We start from the raw sequence: 17,541 nt of genomic DNA on the forward strand, positions 1-17,541 counted from the left end.
GTGCAACGACAGGCACTGGCCAAGCGGCTGCTGACAGCCACCTACGTCTTCGGCGTACTCGGTGTCATCCTCTCGATCGCCCTGCTGTTCATGGGCATGACGGCCGGAGGGCTCACCGTCCTCGCGATGACCGTCCTCTTCGTGGGCTGGGCAGTCATAGGAGCACGAGTCAACAAGAAGAACCAGCTGTAAGCACGATGGTGGCCTTCCGCGATCCCTGCGGGAGGCCACCACTGCGTAGACCCTCACCAGTGCATCCTGCGCACCAGACCGCCGTGTGCCAGCGAGGTGTCCAGGAGGACGCAGGGAACGTTGCCTGCTACCGCGACCGGCACCCTGGCGGCGAACCGGGCCACCACATCTACCGCGCCGGGCATCGGCCGGAACGGGCAGCGCCTGTTGGCCTGCTCGTCCGTCAGCCGCCGGGAGTTCAGGCACGTCACCTTTCTCCCCTGCTGCTGGAGGGCGAGCCGACGACGATTTCCACGTCGCGGTCGGCACTTCTCTCGGTCAACGTGCTTCCGGTGGGCAGCGAGCGGATCCGCTCGGAGAGCCCTTGCTGCGCGAGCTCGGCGTACCGGACGGCAGACCGTTCCCTGACCGCGAGATAGGCCAGATGCACGAGGTGTCCCCGTACCAGCGTTACCCCCGACACCCACATGGCCAGGAGATCCATCCCAGCTCCTCCACCATCACCAAGTACGCACTCCGTGTCTCGCCTCGCAGCGCAACTCGGAGGGCGAAGCGTGAAAACTGCAGGTGAGACCGCGTCGGCAGGCGGTGAATCCCTGTGGGGTCTATCGGTAGCAACCTGGGCCGGCGGAGGGAACCGGGGGGCACTCCCGAGTCTGGGAACGGTCCCGCCCCCGTTGTGGCCACTCGCCTTGCCCGTGGGCCAGAACGTTCACCGGAGGGTGTCGACCGCAGCCGTGCACTGGGCCAGCCACGGACAGAAACGGTTACGAGGACGTATTCCGTAGGGCGAGAACTGCGCGCAGGCCAGTGGCTGAATGCCAGGCGGGGCTGCTCGGCTCAGCGGTGTACCAGCTTTGCCGCGCGAGGCAGTCAACCTCGCTCAAAGAGCCTGAGGCTCGGCGCCGTTTCCCCCCCCCGGAAGGGACGCCGCCTTCACCTCCGCCTTCCCGTAGGGGTGGGGCCGGGGTGGAGGTGTCTGTGCTGGGTGCTGTGTATGAGTAGCATCCGGCTATCCACGTGCCCCCTTTTGTGAGAGCGAGCGACGATGTCGTTGAGTACCACCCCGATCCAGGACCAGTACATGCAGCAGCTGGCGGATGACCTGGCGAGGAACGCCGAGGAGCAGGAGAAGGCCCGAGCGCAGGTGGAGGAGGCGCAGAAGCGTCTCGCCGTCCTGGCGCAGGAGTACACCTGGCTCGAGACCATGCGCGCCCAGGCCGCAGCCGCCCACGCCACCGCCGCTGAAGCTCCGCCCGCCGACGACGCTCCTGCGGCTCCCGCCGCCGAGGAAGTTACGGCCCCGGCACCGGTGAAGGCCAAGCGGGCCCGGAGGAAGGCCACGAAGCCGCAGACCCCCACCGCCGCTACGGAGGTACCGGCGTCTGCGAATGCCCCCGCGGAGAACTCCGGGCCGGACGCCGCCGAGGCGATCGGGACGGCACCCGCGGACGCGCCCGAGAAGCGGGCCGCAAGGAAGCCGGCGGCGAAGAGGGTTCCCGGCCAGCGGGCCACCACAACGAAAGCGGCTCCGGCCGGGCGGACCAAGCGGGGCCCGTCCCTGGCCGACCTGGTCGCCCCGCTGCTCAGCGCGGACACCCCCCGCTCGACGAAGGAAATCGTCGCCGCGTTCAAGGAGCACCACCCCGAGCGCTCCACCAGCGACCAGCTGGTCCGCAACGCCCTCAACACCCTGATCAGCCGGAGCAAGGCGCAGCGGCTCCAGCAGCAGAACTCCGTGTTCTACACCGCCGCCCCGCCGCAGGACGCGGGCGTGCAGGCGGCCGCACGGTAAAAGGACAACCGGCTCGGCACCGCGGCTGAGCGGAAGTGGTCAGCCGCGAGTGTGCTCTTCCTCGGCGAGGAGTTCCCTGTGCACGCGCAGTGCCGCCCTCCCGTACTCCACGGGCGTTGCGCCGTTGCTCTGCACGCTGCTCATTGCAGCCAAGAGGTGACTGGCGGCCCGTCAGTACCCGCCGGACCGAGCGCGTTGCAGTGGGAGGGGCGCCGGCGTGTGTAACGCATCAGGGGTGGGCGGTTGCGCGGTGGTGGCCGACGCCGAGGCGACGGGCGGTGCGGGTCACTAGGCGGGACATGCGGGAGGGCAGGGCGTCGGGTGCGGGAACGGCGATCGGCCGCACCCGGCCGTTGTGGATTGCGGTGATCTTCCAGCCCTGGTCGGTGTGGACCACGACGACGCTTTGCCGTGACAGGCGGCGCTTGGGCAGGCGGGAGCGCCAGGGCATGAGGACTGACGCGGTGCCGTGGATGATCGCGACGCCCGGGGCGATGTGCCGGATCGACTCAAGCTCCCCGATCAGGGCCGAGTCGGCCAGCACCCCGCGAAAGAGCCGGTCGTGGTTGTCCTGGTGCTGGACACGACCGACGGCGCGGGTGCCGTCGTAAGAGACGTAGTCGGAGTCCTCGGTGAAGCATGCGCCGAATGCCAGGGCGTCGCCTGCGGTCCAGGCCTGCATGAACTGCTCGAAAAGTCGGCGGATCTGGCGGTCGTCGTCGGTGCCGGGCCGGGTGCGCACAGGTGCCTCCACAAGGAGTATTATTTCGCTTGACGAAACTTACGGTAACAGGAAGCTTCGAATGTCGAAAGATGCCAAGAGTGACATCGCGATGCAGTTGCGGCTGCTCCAGCAAAGCTTCGACGCCTTCGATGAAGCCGTCGCCGCTCGCCTCGGGCTCAACCGCACCGACCTGCGCTGCCTGGACGTAGTGCTGGGCTGCGGGCCCCTGTCGGCCGGTGAGATCAGCACCGCCGTCAAGCTCAGCCCCGCGGCGACGACCACGGCCATCGATCGCCTCTCTCGCGCCGGCTACGTCTCCCGCAGCCGCGACGACGACAACCGGCGCCGGGTGCTCGTCACCGCCACCGATGAGGCCCGCGCCGTCGAAGCAGAGATCTTCCGACCCGTCGGCCATGCCGGAGCACAGGCCCTGAGCCGTTACAACGAGGACCAGTTGGCAGTCATCCTGGACTTCCTCCAGACAGCCCGCCGAGTGCAGCATGCCCAGACAACTCGCCTCACTATGACTCCGACCCCGCCGGGCTGACGACGGGTCGCACGGGCACTTCGGCACCGTCCAGGACGAATTCGGTCACCGAGCGACCAACTCCAGCGGCACCTCCGCGACCGCGGCGAGCGCGCTGACAGCACGCCCATCGTTCTGCCCGGCTTCCTCCCCGACGTGCTTGACTCATCACGTACGCCGAGGACACCGGAGACGTCACCTCCGGCTCGTGATCCTTCTCCTGATCGGCGCTCGCTCCATGCCCGTTGCTGCGGCCCGCCCGATATCCCTGAATGGGGCCGCAGCGAGGCGGTTACGCAGTCGGTGCGTCGACCGAACCAGTCATGGATCCTGATCGGTTCCACTGAAGAACGACCCGTGGAGACGCTCGGGCAGGAAACGACCGCCGAGATCCTCGCGCTCGCCGACGTGGTGGATCTGCCTGCCGGACCGAAGCCCAGTTGAGACCAGGGCCTGTCTGAAGTCGTGATCACTGGAGGCTCTGTAACCAGATCACGGGTCAAGGGTCATCGGAGTCGAGTTAAACCAGACGTTCCTCCAGGTCGGCGAGCATGTGGGAGATTTGCAACGCCTGTGCGGGAGGCCCAAGGGCAGGATCCGGCTCGGTCGACCTACCCAAACGCCTCGGGGAAGATCACCCAGGGACAGTTGAGTGCCTGTACTCACGTGCCGTCGATCCGGCGCGCACAGGATGTGCACATGAAGCGAATCCTCGGCATGCGCCGTTACCTCATCTCCGCAACTGCCTTGTGCGCACTGGCCCTCACCGCATGCGGCACCACCCAGGACGACGGCAGCGGCCCCGCGACGGCGGCCAAGCCCGCGAAGGGCGTCGGCGCCGCGGCGGCATCGAAGCCGGATGCCGAGCCAGGCCCCGGGGAATCCGCTCAGCTGCTCACCTTCATGAAGTTCCTGAACAAGGTCGCCGAGCCCTGCTTCCCCGGCCTTCCCAAGGAGCCGCCGCTCGCCGACGAAGCGCCCGCCACTCCGTCGGCCTCTCCGCCGCCGCCGCCCATCCCCGACGGGCCGCCCTCGCCCGACGAGTTGAGCCCGGGTTCGTACAAGAGGACCGAGGAGGACAAGAAGGCGGAGGCGGAGCTGGGGACCGGAAACAAGTGCGTCACCCAGGCGCACACCGGCCGCGTCACCAAGGCGGTGCAGGGCCTCAAGGCCCCTGCGCAGGTGCGCGGCTCGCTGAACCGCAGCGGATACGTGGACAGCGTGCTGAAGACGCGCGAGCAGCCCGGCACCGGGACGCGCTTCAGTCTGGACCTGGGCAGCGTGTGCCTGACCGGCACGGCCGACGGCAGCGCGTCCCCGTCCGTACGGGGCCACGAGGTGCTGGACCCGGAGAACCCCTGCCCCCGCCTCTGACTGGCCTCGGAAAGACCCCTGCCCCCTGCCTCCGACCGGCCAGGCGGGACGCCGGCCTCCGACCGGCCCCGTCGAGGCCCGGACGACGAGTTCCGGGTTGAGGAATGCTCCCCGGTGGGCACGTCCCGGTTCCTGACCGGCGCGATCACACTCCGACTGACCCCCAGGGCCAAGCCGGTCTGGCCGGTCTGCCGGCCTGCGGACCGTCGTCAGCGCAGGATCGGCAAACCTGCCCTCCAGTACGGGACCGCTGAGGGGCGAGGTCCGACATACCTCGCGCGGGGAGTTCGCCGAGAAGGCGCCGGCCGGTGCGCGCAGGGAGGGGCCTCAGCGGGTCGGTTCGTCCCGGGGGAGCCGGGGCGCCGGGCCGGCGATGCCGCCCTGACCGGTATGACCTCAGCCTCCGGGGAAAGGAGACTCATGTTCCCCACCCCGGGCGAGAGGAGTCCACCGATGGCAGCCGACGACGTGGGGCACGCCGAGGACGCGTGGTGGCGGTCCGCGGTGGTCTACCAGGTCTATCCGCGCAGCTTTGCCGACTCCGACGGTGACGGCGTCGGCGACCTGGACGGCCTCACCGGACGCCTGGACCATCTGTCCGGGCTCGGCGTCGACGTGCTCTGGCTGTCGCCCGTCAACCCGTCCCCGCAGGCCGACAACGGGTACGACATCAGCGACTACCAGGACATCGACCCCGTCTTCGGTGACCTGGCGGCCTTCGACCGGCTGCTGGGCGCCGTGCACGAGCGCGGGATGAAACTCGTCATGGACCTGGTCGTCAACCACACCTCCGACGAGCATCCGTGGTTCCAGGAGTCACGCGACCCGGCGAGCCCGAAGCGCGACTGGTACTGGTGGCGTCCGCCACGTGAGGGACGCGAACCCAACAACTGGGGCTCCTTCTTCTCCGGTTCCGCCTGGGAGCTGGACGCGGCGAGCGACGCGTACTATCTCCATCTCTTCTCGCCGAAGCAGCCCGACCTCAACTGGGACAACCCCCGGATGCGTCGGGCCGTGTACGAAATGATGCGCTGGTGGCTGGACCGGGGCGTGGACGGCTTCCGGATGGACGTCGTCAACCTCATCTCCAAGCACCCCGCCCTCCCCGACGGCGAGCTGCACGAACAGGGGCCGTACGGTGACGGCTCGCCCTACTTCGTCTGCGGACCCCGCATACACGACTACCTCCAGGAGATGCACCGCGAGGTGATCGCCCGGTACCCGGGCCGGCTGTTGACCGTGGGGGAGATGCCAGGGGTGACGGTCGAGCAGGCCCGCCTGTTCACCGACCCGGCGCGTGCCGAGCTCGACATGGTCTTCCAGTTCGAACACGTAGGGCTCGACCACGGACGGGGCAAGTTCGATCCCCGCCCACTGCGGCTCACCGACCTCAAGGCCTCGCTCGGCCGCTGGCAGTCCGGCCTCGCCGACGTCGGGTGGAACAGCCTGTACTGGAACAACCACGACCAGCCCCGGGTGGTCTCTCGGTTCGGTGACGACGGACCGAGCCACCGGACCCGGTCCGCGACGATGCTCGCGACCGTGCTCCACCTGCACCGGGGCACGCCGTACATCTACCAGGGCGAGGAACTCGGCATGGCCAACGCGCCCTTGCGCACCATCGAGGACTTCAGGGACATCGAATCCCTGAACCACTACACCGAGGCGCTGCGCGCGGGGGCGGAACCCGAAGACGTCCTCCCGGGACTACGGGCAATGGGCCGCGACAACGCCCGCACACCCATGCAGTGGGACGCGTCCCCGCATGCGGGGTTCACCACGGGCACCCCGTGGATCCCCGTCAATCCGGACCACACCGAGGTCAACGCCGAAGCGGCCCTCGCGGATCCCGGCTCCGTCTACCACCACTACCGTCGGCTGATCGCCCTCCGGCACCGGGAACCGGCCGTCGTGCACGGGGACTTCACGATGCTGCTGCCGGACGACGAGCGGATCTACGCCTTCACCCGCCGGTACGGCCGCACGGTGCTCCTGGTCGTCGGGAACTTCACCGGCGACACGGCCTCCGCCGTGATGCCCGCCGGATGGGACGGCGCCGAACTCGTCATGGGCAACGGCCCGTCGGTCCCCCCGAGGCCCGGCCGCCTGGTGCTTGCCCCGTGGGAGGCGCGGGTGCACCGGCGCAAGGACTGAGCAAAGCGGGCAGGGACGGCGACCGATGATCCCTCCCGTGCCGGGTACGCGTATCCCATGACCGTCTATGGATTCCACGCCTCCCATGAACAAGTACCTCCCGCCGACCTGCTGGCAGCCGTCGTACGCGCGGAAGGCGCGGGCTTCACCGCCGCGATGTGCTCGGACCACTTCTCACCGTGGAGCGTCCGGCAGGGTGAGTCCGGCTTCGCCTGGTCCTGGCTCGGCGCGGCGCTCCAGGCCACCGACAGAATCCCCTTCGGAGTGGTGAACGCCCCGGGCCAGCGCTACCATCCGGCGATCGTCGCGCAGGCGATCGGCAGCCTCGCCGCAATGTACCCAGGCCGCTTCTGGACGGCGCTGGGAAGCGGTGAGGCGTCCAACGAACACATCACCGGCGACCGTTGGCCGCGTAAGGACGTCCGGAACGCGAGGCTGCTCGAGTGCGTCGACATCATCCGGGCGCTGCTGCGCGGCGAGGAGGTGAGCCACGACGGGCTGGTGACCGTGGACCGGGCCAGGTTGTGGACCCGTCCGGAGACGGTGCCGCCGTTGGTGGGGGCCGCGTGCAGCGAGGCGACCGCGCGGTGGTGCGCGGAGTGGGCGGACGGCCTGATCACGGTGAACGCGCCGCGCGAGACACTGCGCCGGATCGTGGACGCCTACCGTTCGGCGGGCGGAGTCGGCCGGCTGCACCTCCAGGTGCACCTCAGCTGGGCCCCCGAACTGGAGACCGCCCGGGAACTCGCCCATGACCAGTGGCGCACCAACGTGCACGGGCCGCCGGCGAGCTGGGACCTCGACTCCGCCGAGCTGTTCGACAACGTCAGCGAGCACGTCTCTCCGGACAGGGTCGCGGAGTCCGTCAACATCTCCAACGATCTCGGCCGGCACGCGGCCTGGCTCCAGGAGTACGCCGACCTCGGCTTCGACGCCGTCATGCTGCATCACGTCGGCAAGGAGCAGAGCGCCTTCATCGACGCGTTCGGCGCGAAGGTGCTGCCGCAGCTGGACGTCACCCGGCCCCCGGCCGCCGTCGCGGAGGGTGTCCGATGAGGCTGACCCGCACCTCCGACCTGTGGTGGAAGAACGCGGTCGTCTACTGCCTGGACGTGGAGACGTACCAGGACTCCGACGGCGACGGCACCGGCGACTTCGCGGGCCTGACACAGCGCATCGACCACTTGGTGCGCCTCGGCGTCACCTGCGTGTGGCTGATGCCGTTCTACCCGACGCGGGAGCGCGACGACGGCTACGACATCACCGACTTCTACGCCGTCGATCCCCGGCTCGGCACGCTGGGTGACTTCACCGAGTTCGTGCGCACCGCCCGCGACCGGGGCATCCGGGTCATCGCCGACCTGGTCGTCAACCACACCTCCGACCACCATCCGTGGTTCCAGGATGCCCGCTCCAGCCGCACGTCGAAGTACCGCGACTGGTACGTCTGGTGCGACAGCCCGCCGGAGGAAGGCCCCGAGGGCGTCGTCTTCCCCGACGTCGAGAAGAGCGTGTGGGAGCACGACGAGACCACCGACCAGTACTACCTGCACCGGTTCTACAAGCAGCAGCCCGACCTCAACGTCGCCAACCCGGCGGTCCGTGACGAGATAGCGCGCATCATGGGCTTCTGGACGCAGCTCGGACTGTCGGGATTCCGGGTCGACGCGGTGCCGTTCCTGCTGGAGACCGACGGCCAGCAGGACGCGGACCAGCTGCCCGACCCGCACGAGTACCTCGCCGACCTGCGGGCCTTCCTGGGACGTCGCAGCGGAGACGCGGTGCTGCTCGGCGAGGTGAACCTGCCCTACCCGGACACCGCGAAGTTCTTCGGCGACTCGGAGTCTTCCCGCGGTGACGAGCTGACCATGTGCTTCGACTTCATCGGTATGCAGCAGATGTACCTGTCGATGGCGCGGGGCGAGGCGGCTCCTCTGGCGGCGGCCCTCCGGGAGCGCCCCGCGGCGCCCCGCGACGCGCACTGGGCGACGTTCGTCCGCAACCACGACGAGCTCACGCTCGACAAACTCGACGACGACGAGCGCGCCGAGGTGTTCGCCGCCTTCGGCCCCGACAAGGACATGCAGCTCTACGACAGGGGCCTGCGCCGCCGCCTGCCGCCGATGGTCGACGGCGACCGGCGGCGCGTGGAACTGGCCTACAGCCTGCTCTTCTCCCTGCCCGGCACACCAGTGCTGTTCTACGGCGAGGAGATAGGCATGGGCGAGAACCTCGCCGCCGAGGGCCGGCAGGCCGTCCGCACCCCGATGCAGTGGACGCCTGACAAGAGTGGCGGATTCACCGCGGGGGAGGGAGTGGAACTGCCGAATCCCGTCGCGACGGGTGCGTTCGGCCCGACGAAGGTCAACGTGCACGACCAGGCGCACGACCCGGCTTCACCGCTGGGCCGGATGCGGACGCTGATCGAACGCTACCGGGAGACCCCCGAGCTGGCCTGGGGCGACTACCTGGTCATCGACGCGGACGATCCGGGCGTGCTGGCCCACCTCAGTTCGCTGGAGGGCGGCGCGGTGCTCGTGCTGCACAACTTCTCCGAGCGGTCCGTCACCGCCTCCGTCGAGGTCCCGGGACTGAGGGGCGGCCGGCTGCTCACCGACGTCTTCACCGGTGACACCCTCAAGTCGGCGGCCGCCGGCCTCGTCGATGTCGCGCTGGACCCGTACGGCTACCGGTGGCTGAGGGTCAACACCCCCCTTGACGACCCGGATCGGGCGACAGCGGTGTGACCCCGCGCGCGAGGTGTCCGGCCGCACGGACGGGGAGCAGGCGGAGGCGGTCTTCGACCTGGTGCCGGTCGGCGAACGGCGCCCGGCCCGCTGCCGGCGCCGCCTGATGGCGCGGGCCGCCCGCCGGGGGCCGTCCGCGTACGGCGAGCGCCTGACCGGCGGCCCGGGCGGAGGCGGCTTCCGGGGCTCGATGACCTCGGCCTGGTCCGGTGGCGCCGACGCCTCCAGCCCCTGCGAGCGGATCCCGCGGCAGACCGATCTGCGCGACGGCGTCGGCAAGCTGCAACCCGCCGCGGGGGTGGTGTTTGCTGTGCAGATCCTGCTGCGTACCGAGGCCGCCCATCCGCAGCTGGCCCTGGCGCGGATGCGCCAGTTGACCGCGGCGCTGTCGATGACCTCGGGGGAGAACCACGTCAAGGTCCACCGGCCCCGGCCCCGGCGCTGGTCGATCGGCCGGTCCGAGCGCCGCACAAGTCGTGCCGCCGATCCGGCTGGTCCCGGGTCGTGGGTGCGCTGACGCGGTGCTCAGGATTGTCCCCCGGTTCGTGGATACTCACGCTGCCGCAACCCCCCTGTGCCCCTCAGCACGCCCGTGGCGGGAGACGGGTCACGGACGCTGGCTGGCCTGCCTGATCGGGCTCGTGCGGGTGGAACGGGTGGCCCACCGGGCCCCGGGGTGGCCAACGTCCATCCGGGGGACGCGGCTCTGTCGCTGCCCGCGGGCCGTCACTCGATGGGACTGCGCAGGCTCGCTGCGGTGGAAGCGGCCCACACGTCCGCTACGTCCTGGACGAGAACCCATAGGTTTCTGATCAACAGCGCCGCTCTGAGTGCTTCCCGATCAGTCGTGCAACTCCACGGCATACGCCTCGATCCGGACCTCTAGGGTTCGGCTGCGGGTGCAGGGGTAATCGGAATGCCATGACGGCAGGGGAGAGCTCCCAGGGGACAGGGAAGTTGGTCACGGCCTTTCTGAACCTTTTCTTATTCCTAGTCCTTATTGTGGCGGCCGTGATATTCGTGATCCATAAGCTCCGGGGGCGAACATAGCCCCCGGTCCTGCCGGGAGGCAGGTCAGGGGCGGTCCTCAGGAAGCACCCACGGTTCACCCTCCGCGAAGCCCCCATCTCCAAGACCGAGTGAGCATGTGGGATGGGCCCCTTTCATCGCGTCAGGCGCAACGGGTACGAGGTCTGCTTCGTACCTGATGCGGGAGAAGACCGCGCGTCCAGCACCGCTGTGGACAAGAGCGCGAAACGCAGCCTGAGCCCTGACGGTGTACCCAGTGGATCACTGGTGAGTTCGGTCGGTGGAGGACCACCCGCCGACGGCGCCACTGCACCCGGCACCCCCGGCTCACCTCCGAGGGCGACCGGTTGCGGACCGATCTCCAAGTCCTGCTGCCCCAGCTCGAAAACGCGCTCCAGCCGACCGAGCCGCAGCCCTCGCTGCGGCTCCGCTACGCGTGGGGCTTCCCCCGCCGGCGCGGCCGGCAGGCGCAGGCCATGCTGGAGGAGCGGCACCACGCCCTCGTACATATCGGGCGCAGGGACGACCGCACCGCGGGAGTGCGCGACGACCGCACCGCGGGACTGCGCGACGGCTGCGTCCGCGGGACTGCGCGACGAGTGCGTCCGCGGGACCGCGCGACGGGCCCGTCGACGCGGCGCTGCTCCGGGTGACGGTGCGCGACCCGCGGCTGGTGCCCACCGAGATCCTGCGGGAACCGCGCAGCGCGACCGTCTCCCGCAGCTTGACCCTGGCCGCGCGCGACCGGGTCGTCTGGCGCGACCCGGGGGCGCCGCTGTCTGGTCGTCAACACCGTCAGCTGCTCGCTCACCCCGCAGGACTGGCCCGCCGGCGCCACCCCCCGAGATCGGCGCCGAGGCCGCCAACATCGAGGAGTACCTGCACGCCATCGCCGCCCGGCGCGGGGCCGGCCTGCTCCCGGTGTCGGTGGCCGCGCAGCACCCGGACCCGGACATCCTGTACCTGCCGCTGACGGGGACCCCGCCCGCCGTCCTCACGTACGCCTGTCCGCGCAGCAACCCGCACCCCTCGGCGGCTGTCTTCGGCCGCGCGCTGCGGGAGGGCCGGACCGCCGAACGGGCCCCAGTTCGGCCCGATCTGCCGGAGGCCCGGCTGACGGCCCCGGCGGAGGCGTGAGGGGAGCGCCGGGCCGGGGCTCGCGTGCCTCACCCCGCAAAGCGTTCGGACGCCCGGCTTCCGCGATGACGGCGCTCAAATCGCTCGCAAGGGCGCGATCAGGACGACCGGTCGCGCATCCGATGGTCGTACAGGCATCCGCCCCTCCCGCCGTCCCGGCCGGCCGGGGAAACCCGCAGTTGGGGCCCGGTGCCGCCGCCGAACGATCGCCATCGCGAAGAACGGGTGTGCGAGCGAGGGGAGTTCCCCGCCCGCCGGCCTCCGTACGAGCCCTGTCCTGATCTCCACGGCGGTCCTGTCCTGAATCGCGTTGTTGATAGTTGGTGGGCACAATCGTTTCCGCAGATCAGGCGCATCGCTCCTCACGTACGCCTCTCCCGTGCGCCCGCCCGGCCCGCGTTTGTGCTGGCAATGGCGAGTTTCCGTCCTGTGGAGCCCAAGATCCGTCCGTCAGGATGATCGTGACGGGTCGGCGGCAGGCACGCCGACGAGTGGAGGAACGGTGCAGCACTCGTCCGGGTCCGCAAGGAAAAGGGCTGAGGAGCCCTTCTTCCCCCGGTCCGACCCGTGCATCGACCAGTTGCGTTCCCGTTCCATTTGCTCGGCAAAGTCGTTCCGTCAGTCAACCGCGCCTGAAAACAGAGTGGACACACGAATGACAACGTTTCCCAGCACGGCCATTCACGACTCGGTCACCACGCTCATCGACGATCTGGACCGGCACCCGGTCTACGAGAACGAGTACTTCAAGCTCCTTGAGGGAACGCCCTGGACCGGTGACGCGTTCGACTTCCACCGGGCGAACTTCTACCACCGCACCGAAGGCACCGTGAAGGGCATAGCCCACGTGTGCGCCCAGGCCGCGGCGCACGACGACATGGACACCCTCGTCCTGTTCTCGCACATCCTCAACGAGGAGACCGGCGACGGAAACCGGGCGCACTGCCACGAGGTGCTGATGGAGAACACCCACAACCTGCACGGCCAGGTCGAGTTCGGGGTGACTCCGATGCTGGTCAAGGAGGCACGGGAGAGCAAGCTCGTCATCCCGGAGACCCTGGAGTACCGGCAGCGCACGTTGGACCTGCTGATGGCCGGCTACCACAGCATGCTGGGCGTCGCGATGGCTTTGGAGTCCCACGCCGACCGGATGCTCAAGATCTGCCGCACGGCGTTCCGCAACACCAACAAGAACCTGCCGCAGGACAAGTTCGTCCACGACGTCGAGGTCTACTTCAACGTCCACGTCGGCGACGCGGGCGTCGAGGAACGCCACGCCGCGGACGCCAAGAAATGCGTGGTGAACAACTGCCACAGCGACGCGGACGTGGCAGCCATCGCCGCCGCCGCGACGGAGACGCTGGACATCCAGCTGCGCATGTGGAACGCGATGCACAAGGCCGTCACCACCTGAGTCCGCGGTTCCCCGAGGCTGCCCGCACGACTCCAGAGAGGTAGACCGCACGACTGTGCAGAAGAACCGAGGAATCTCCCGCGCCATCCTGAACATCCCGGAATCGGTGACCCACGGCACCGCCGCGAAACTCCTGGCGATGAACAGCACGCTCGCCCCGGAGGACCAGGTCATCGACCTCAGCATCGGGGCCCTGGACACACCCGCCGACCCCCGGATCGACCGCGGCGTGATCGACTTCATCCGTACGCGGCCCGAGGTGCTCCACGCGTTCGCCCCCATCAAGGGGTTCCCCTTCCTGCGGGAGTCCGTCGCGGCGCGCGTGAACCGGCTGCACGACATCTCCTACGACCCGGAGAACGAGATCCTGGTGACGCCCGGCGGCGTCAAGGGCTCCATCTCCGTGGCCTTCCACGCCCTGCTGGATCCGGGCGACGAAGTCGTCGTCCCGGTGCCCAACTGGCCCCACTACCCGGACATGGTGCTGCTCCACGAGGCCGTGCCGACGACCGTCCGCGTCACGGCCGGGGACGGGCTGACGGCGCCGGCCCTGGAGCAGGCACTCAACGACCGCACCAAGATCGTGGTGCTCGGCGACTGCGTCAACCCGACCGGCAAGATCTACTCCACGCAGGAGCTCTCCGCGCTCGCCCAGGTTCTCGCCCGGCACAACCAGCGGCGCGAGTCGGACGGCGCGAGCCCGGTCTACGTCCTGTTCGACTGTCCCTACGAGGCCCACGTCCTGGGCGAGCGCGCCCGGACCTTCGCCGCCATCGAGGCCACCCTGCCCGACGGGACCCCCGCCCCGATGCGGCCGTGGACGCTGACGGTGACCGGCCCCGGCAAGACGTACGGCATGCACGGCGACCGGATCGGCTACCTGTGCGGACCGCCCGACATCGTCGAGGCCGCCGCCCGTGCCCAGGTCAACCTCACGTCGTTCGCCTCCACCTACGGCCAGGTCGCGACGCACCTCGCGCTCCAGCCGGACATGGACGAGGTGGCAGCCGAACGGGCCAGGTCCGCGCGGGCGAACCTGGAGGTCATGCTCCGCGAACTGGAGTCCGTGCCCGCACTGCGGGTCAGGCCCCCCGACGGCGGCTACTTCCTCTTCGTCGACCTGTCGCACTACGCCCACGCCTACCAGCAGCACGGGTACGTCACGGCGGACCAGTTCCTGCTGGAGGAGGCGAGGGTCGCCGCCATCTGCGGCAACCACTTCGCCCAGGAGAAGGAGTTCGACCACTACGTACGGATCAACTGCGGCCGTACGGGTTCCACCCTGAGCCAAGCCGGCACACGCATCAGGGGTGCCCTCAGCCGTCTGGAGTCCTGAGCTGAAAGCCAACACGGTGGGAACTGTCAGGTACTGCGTCATCGGCACCGGATTCGCCGGAACCTGCGCGCTGTGGCATCTGGTCCGAGAACTGACCGATCCCGGCCGTCGGTCCCCGCTCTCCCGTCCGGCGGTCTCGATCGCCACGGTCGAGCGGGGGCCGGTCAGCGGCCCCGGATACCCCTACGCCAAGGACAACGCCCAACTCGGGCACCGGTGCAACAACGAGGCGAGCACCATGGGCATCCATGGCAACGACTTCGTCGACTGGCTCGCCGAGAACAAGCCCCGGCTCGTCGCCGACCACCCGGAACTCGTCCTGGAGACCCACCCCGGGATCGACCTGGAGCAATGGCGGCCGGAGAACGGCGAGTTCTATCCGCGGGCCCTGTTCGGCCTGTACCTGGAGCACCGGTTCCAGGACGCGGTGCGGACCGCCCGGGAGCACGGCATCGACGTGCGGCAGTACACGGAGCACGAGGCCGTCGACGGGTGGAGCGCGCGGGACGGATTCTCCGTACGGCTCCGCGACCTGGCGACGGGCCGCGAGTTCGACCTGGACGGGCTCGACCGGGTGCTGCTGAGCACCGGGCACTGGCAGTCCGCGCAGGGCGACCCGCTCGCGGAACACCCGGGGTACCTCGCGGCGCCCTACCCACCGGGCAGGATCCTGCCCGCCGTCGCCGACCGCGTCCGCTCGCGGCGCGGTGCGGGCGACCGTCCGCGGGTCTACGTCCAGGGCATGGGGCCCAGCGGCATCGACGCCGTCATGACCCTCTGCGACGAGGGCGCGTTCACGTACACCGCCGACGGACACATCGACTCCTACCGACCCGCCCCGACGGCATGGGGGACGGAACCCCTGCACATTGTCGTCGGGTCGCGCTCCGGCTTCTTCCCGCCCGTCCGGGGCCCGCTCACCGGCCACGAACTGCACCATCTCAACCCCGGCGCCCTGGCCGGCATCCGGAGCGAGAACCGCGGGCAGCTGCGGCTCGAACCCGTGCTGGACCTGCTGGACAAGGACCTGCGCCGGGCGACCGACGGGGCGCTCGGGTGGCGCGACGTGGCGAAGCCCCGCTTCGCCTCGGCCAGGGAGAAGCTCGAAAGCGACCTCCACGACGCACGCCACGGCAACCTCGTCCACACGCTCGTCCTGAAAGCACGCCGCATGTGCTTCTACCGGGAACTGACATCCGCCGACAAAGCCCTGTACGACCGGCACTTCGACACGCACTTCATCCGCACCGCGGTACCGATGCCGAAGGCCAACGCGGAGAAGCTGCTCGCCCTCATGGACGCCGGGGTCCTGTCCACCGTGCAGCACGGCTACGCGGACCCACCGGTCGGCGTGCACGAGGACGGCGGATTCGTGATCGCCTACGAGACGGCCGACGGCGAGCGGTCCCGGCTGCGGGCCGACTGCGTCGTACGGGCCAAGGCGCACGACTTCGGCCTGGAGCGCCACCCCTCGCCCCTCGTGCGCAACCTGCTGCGGCGGGGCGAGATCGTGCGTCACGAGGAATCGGGCTATGCCACCGGCGGACTCGCCCTCGACCCGCACGGCGACTACCGGGTGACCCGGCGTGTGGGAGGAATCACCGGCGCCTCGCCGCACCTGTCGTCGTACGGTTCCCCCGTCAGGTTCTGGCAGACCGAGAACAATTACGCCGGGGCCTTCGTGAGAGCCGCCGAACAGGTCGCCGCCGACTGGGCCGAAACCGCGAGAGGCATTCCGCAGCAGACCGGGAACCTTGAGAGCGCCACCGTCCCGGACGACTCAGAGCTGATCACCACCGAAACACGGAGCTGAATCATGGAAATGAAAGAGTTCTACTACCAGGACGGTCTGCGGGTCAGCGTCTTCAACCTCGATCACGAAGCGGTGCCCTACCACTTCCACAGCGAGGTCTCCGACATGGTGTACTGCTCCCGGGGGCAGGTAGCCATCGAACTCCCCGAGGCCGGGGAGGTGTTCACCGTGCATCCCGGGCAGGTCTTCCAGGTGCCCCGCACGAACAAGCACCGGTTCGTCAACGGAGCACCCGTCGGAACCCACTCGCGGTACGTCCTTCTCCAGATCGGCGCGTTCGACATCAACTTCGTACCGCCCGCCGAAGGGCTCGCGGAGAAGGTCGCCGACCGTGAAGCCACGCACGTGGCGGACGCCGAGGTGTACATCGAGAACCGCGAGGGGGACATCCGCAAGCTCGCCGAACACTTCGCGGCGGAGAGGCCCGAGGTCCTGACCGAGGAGGAACAGAGCGACGTGGTGCAGGCGCTGCGCTGCTTCGTGGGCCGCGGGATCGCGGCCGAGCACCCGAGGGCCGCCGTCCAACCGTGACCGACGCCGCTCCCTTCTCGTTCGGGCCGGCCACCTTCGTACTGATCGTCCTCACGTTCTTCGTGGGCGGCCTGTTCAAGGGACTGACCGGTCTGGGCCTGCCGCCCGTCGTGCTCGGTGTGCTCACCGCGACGATCGGCATCGAGCCCGCCAAGGCGCTGATCGTCATCCCGACGTTCCTGACCAACGTGGCCCAGGCGGTCCGGGGCGGCCACGGCCAAAGAATCATCCGGCTCACCTGGCCGTTCCTCCTGGCCGCCACCGTGTTCACCCTGTCGGGGGCCCTGACGCTGAGCTACTTCCGGGCGAATGTGATGTCCGCCCTGCTCGGCGTCGGGCTCGCCGTCTACGGAATTCTCGGCCTTTTCCGACTGCGGGTGAACATCAGGGGAAAATGGTGGAACCACCCGGTCGGCGTCTTTCTCGGAGCGGTCAACGGATTCCTTACCGGAATGACCGGATCCTCGGCCGTACCGGGAGTTTTCTACCTCCAGTCGATCGGTCTGCTGCGGGACCAGCTGATCCAGAGCATGGGGATCCTGTTCACGCTGTCGACGGTTTCCCTGGCGTGGTCGCTGCGCACTCAGGACCTCCTGGAAGTGAACCTCCTCCTCATGTCGGCGGCGGCCCTGGTACCGGCGTTTCTGGGAATGGCGCTCGGAAACAAGATCCGCCACAGCATTCCCGAGGAAAAATTCCACACGGTACTCTGTACCGCTCTGGTGCTGCTGGGCCTCTACATCACGGTCCAGAATTTTGCCAAATGACA

At 69.2% G+C, this 17,541-nt stretch carries 20 protein-coding genes and 1 pseudogene; 17 read left to right on the forward strand and 4 right to left on the reverse strand.

What is annotated here, in order from left to right; genetic code table 11:
• Nucleotides 1-192: a hypothetical protein gene (locus ACFWVV_RS20260; protein WP_384353002.1), complete on the forward strand. Its 192-nt coding sequence runs from the start codon at nucleotides 1-3 to the stop codon at nucleotides 190-192.
• A 53-nt stretch (nucleotides 193-245) separates the two neighbouring features.
• Here the strand turns inward: ACFWVV_RS20260 and ACFWVV_RS20265 are convergent, their stop codons facing one another.
• Nucleotides 246-443 (reverse strand): hypothetical protein, encoded by a 198-nt coding sequence (locus tag ACFWVV_RS20265; RefSeq protein ID WP_384353005.1) that lies wholly within the window; start codon nucleotides 441-443, stop codon nucleotides 246-248.
• Nucleotides 440-676, reverse strand: a complete 237-nt coding sequence (locus tag ACFWVV_RS20270; RefSeq protein WP_384353008.1) for a hypothetical protein — start codon at nucleotides 674-676, stop codon at nucleotides 440-442. The genes ACFWVV_RS20265 and ACFWVV_RS20270 overlap by 4 nt, the downstream gene beginning before the upstream one ends.
• A gap of 564 nt (nucleotides 677-1,240) precedes the next feature.
• Between ACFWVV_RS20270 and ACFWVV_RS20275 the strand changes: the two genes are divergently transcribed.
• A complete protein-coding gene (locus ACFWVV_RS20275; protein ID WP_384353010.1) occupies nucleotides 1,241-1,987 on the forward strand; it encodes a hypothetical protein in 747 nt (248 codons plus the stop codon).
• Nucleotides 1,988-2,026: 39 nt separating this feature from the next.
• On the opposite strand, the gene ACFWVV_RS20280 is transcribed toward ACFWVV_RS20275, so the two are convergent.
• Both ACFWVV_RS20280 and ACFWVV_RS20285 read right to left on the reverse strand, forming a co-directional pair.
• Nucleotides 2,027-2,140, reverse strand: a complete 114-nt coding sequence (locus ACFWVV_RS20280; protein ID WP_384353013.1) for a DUF6354 family protein — start codon at nucleotides 2,138-2,140, stop codon at nucleotides 2,027-2,029.
• Between the two features lie 76 nt (nucleotides 2,141-2,216).
• On the reverse strand, nucleotides 2,217-2,741 hold the full coding sequence (locus ACFWVV_RS20285) for an SgcJ/EcaC family oxidoreductase (protein WP_384353016.1): 525 nt from the start codon (nucleotides 2,739-2,741) through the stop codon (nucleotides 2,217-2,219).
• A 49-nt stretch (nucleotides 2,742-2,790) separates the two neighbouring features.
• Between ACFWVV_RS20285 and ACFWVV_RS20290 the strand changes: the two genes are divergently transcribed.
• The 15 genes and pseudogenes from ACFWVV_RS20290 to ACFWVV_RS20360 all read left to right on the forward strand — a co-directional run bounded on the left by ACFWVV_RS20290 (nucleotide 2,791) and on the right by ACFWVV_RS20360 (nucleotide 17,539).
• The gene (locus tag ACFWVV_RS20290) at nucleotides 2,791-3,258 is read left to right on the forward strand and encodes a MarR family winged helix-turn-helix transcriptional regulator (RefSeq protein WP_384353019.1); all 468 of its coding nucleotides are present in this window, start codon (nucleotides 2,791-2,793) and stop codon (nucleotides 3,256-3,258) included.
• Nucleotides 3,259-3,540: 282 nt separating this feature from the next.
• Nucleotides 3,541-3,681, forward strand: a complete 141-nt coding sequence (locus ACFWVV_RS20295; RefSeq protein WP_384422747.1) for a hypothetical protein — start codon at nucleotides 3,541-3,543, stop codon at nucleotides 3,679-3,681.
• A gap of 255 nt (nucleotides 3,682-3,936) precedes the next feature.
• Nucleotides 3,937-4,611, forward strand: coding sequence for a hypothetical protein (locus ACFWVV_RS20300; RefSeq protein ID WP_384353022.1), 675 nt, complete (start codon nucleotides 3,937-3,939; stop codon nucleotides 4,609-4,611).
• A gap of 453 nt (nucleotides 4,612-5,064) precedes the next feature.
• Nucleotides 5,065-6,765, forward strand: coding sequence for an alpha-glucosidase (locus tag ACFWVV_RS20305; protein ID WP_384353024.1), 1,701 nt, complete (start codon nucleotides 5,065-5,067; stop codon nucleotides 6,763-6,765).
• A 57-nt stretch (nucleotides 6,766-6,822) separates the two neighbouring features.
• Complete coding sequence (locus ACFWVV_RS20310) at nucleotides 6,823-7,821, forward strand: TIGR03885 family FMN-dependent LLM class oxidoreductase (RefSeq protein WP_384353027.1); 999 nt, start codon at nucleotides 6,823-6,825, stop codon at nucleotides 7,819-7,821.
• Nucleotides 7,818-9,512, forward strand: a complete 1,695-nt coding sequence (locus ACFWVV_RS20315) for an alpha-amylase family protein (RefSeq protein WP_384353030.1) — start codon at nucleotides 7,818-7,820, stop codon at nucleotides 9,510-9,512. Before ACFWVV_RS20310 ends, ACFWVV_RS20315 begins: the two co-directional genes overlap by 4 nt.
• Nucleotides 9,481-10,029: a hypothetical protein gene (locus ACFWVV_RS20320; protein WP_384353033.1), complete on the forward strand. Its 549-nt coding sequence runs from the start codon at nucleotides 9,481-9,483 to the stop codon at nucleotides 10,027-10,029. Before ACFWVV_RS20315 ends, ACFWVV_RS20320 begins: the two co-directional genes overlap by 32 nt.
• 70 nt (nucleotides 10,030-10,099) lie before the next feature.
• A pseudogene (locus ACFWVV_RS20325) lies at nucleotides 10,100-10,290 on the forward strand (ISKra4 family transposase); the annotation flags it as partial.
• 598 nt (nucleotides 10,291-10,888) lie between these two features.
• On the forward strand, nucleotides 10,889-11,194 hold the full coding sequence (locus ACFWVV_RS20330; RefSeq protein WP_384353035.1) for a hypothetical protein: 306 nt from the start codon (nucleotides 10,889-10,891) through the stop codon (nucleotides 11,192-11,194).
• Between the two features lie 268 nt (nucleotides 11,195-11,462).
• Nucleotides 11,463-11,678: a hypothetical protein gene (locus ACFWVV_RS20335; RefSeq protein ID WP_384353038.1), complete on the forward strand. Its 216-nt coding sequence runs from the start codon at nucleotides 11,463-11,465 to the stop codon at nucleotides 11,676-11,678.
• 655 nt (nucleotides 11,679-12,333) lie between these two features.
• On the forward strand, nucleotides 12,334-13,092 hold the full coding sequence (locus tag ACFWVV_RS20340) for an iron-containing redox enzyme family protein (protein WP_384353041.1): 759 nt from the start codon (nucleotides 12,334-12,336) through the stop codon (nucleotides 13,090-13,092).
• Between the two features lie 55 nt (nucleotides 13,093-13,147).
• Nucleotides 13,148-14,428, forward strand: a complete 1,281-nt coding sequence (locus tag ACFWVV_RS20345; RefSeq protein WP_384353044.1) for a pyridoxal phosphate-dependent aminotransferase — start codon at nucleotides 13,148-13,150, stop codon at nucleotides 14,426-14,428.
• A 16-nt stretch (nucleotides 14,429-14,444) separates the two neighbouring features.
• Nucleotides 14,445-16,241 carry an FAD/NAD(P)-binding protein gene (locus tag ACFWVV_RS20350; RefSeq protein ID WP_384353047.1) on the forward strand — a complete coding sequence of 599 codons (1,797 nt, stop codon included), beginning with the start codon at nucleotides 14,445-14,447 and terminating at the stop codon, nucleotides 16,239-16,241.
• Between the two features lie 3 nt (nucleotides 16,242-16,244).
• Entirely contained in the window at nucleotides 16,245-16,772 is a 528-nt protein-coding gene (locus tag ACFWVV_RS20355; RefSeq protein ID WP_384353050.1) for a cupin domain-containing protein, read from the forward strand.
• Nucleotides 16,769-17,539 carry a sulfite exporter TauE/SafE family protein gene (locus tag ACFWVV_RS20360; RefSeq protein WP_384353053.1) on the forward strand — a complete coding sequence of 257 codons (771 nt, stop codon included), beginning with the start codon at nucleotides 16,769-16,771 and terminating at the stop codon, nucleotides 17,537-17,539. Before ACFWVV_RS20355 ends, ACFWVV_RS20360 begins: the two co-directional genes overlap by 4 nt.
• Nucleotides 17,540-17,541 lie beyond the last annotated feature (2 nt).

The organism is Streptomyces sp. NPDC058663 (assembly GCF_042716745.1).
GTDB lineage: Bacteria > Actinomycetota > Actinomycetes > Streptomycetales > Streptomycetaceae > Streptomyces.

Bases quoted from the DNA above. Each gene is read 5' to 3' on its own strand.
- ACFWVV_RS20270 (WP_384353008.1), bottom strand. From the start codon at position 676: ATGGATCTCCTGGCCATGTGGGTGTCGGGGGTAACGCTGGTACGGGGA.
- ACFWVV_RS20275 (WP_384353010.1), top strand. From the start codon at position 1,241: ATGTCGTTGAGTACCACCCCGATCCAGGACCAGTACATGCAGCAGCTG.
- ACFWVV_RS20290 (WP_384353019.1), top strand. From the start codon at position 2,791: ATGTCGAAAGATGCCAAGAGTGACATCGCGATGCAGTTGCGGCTGCTC.
- ACFWVV_RS20300 (WP_384353022.1), top strand. From the start codon at position 3,937: ATGAAGCGAATCCTCGGCATGCGCCGTTACCTCATCTCCGCAACTGCC.
- ACFWVV_RS20305 (WP_384353024.1), top strand. From the start codon at position 5,065: ATGGCAGCCGACGACGTGGGGCACGCCGAGGACGCGTGGTGGCGGTCC.
- ACFWVV_RS20310 (WP_384353027.1), top strand. From the start codon at position 6,823: ATGACCGTCTATGGATTCCACGCCTCCCATGAACAAGTACCTCCCGCC.
- ACFWVV_RS20315 (WP_384353030.1), top strand. From the start codon at position 7,818: ATGAGGCTGACCCGCACCTCCGACCTGTGGTGGAAGAACGCGGTCGTC.
- ACFWVV_RS20340 (WP_384353041.1), top strand. From the start codon at position 12,334: ATGACAACGTTTCCCAGCACGGCCATTCACGACTCGGTCACCACGCTC.
- ACFWVV_RS20355 (WP_384353050.1), top strand. From the start codon at position 16,245: ATGGAAATGAAAGAGTTCTACTACCAGGACGGTCTGCGGGTCAGCGTC.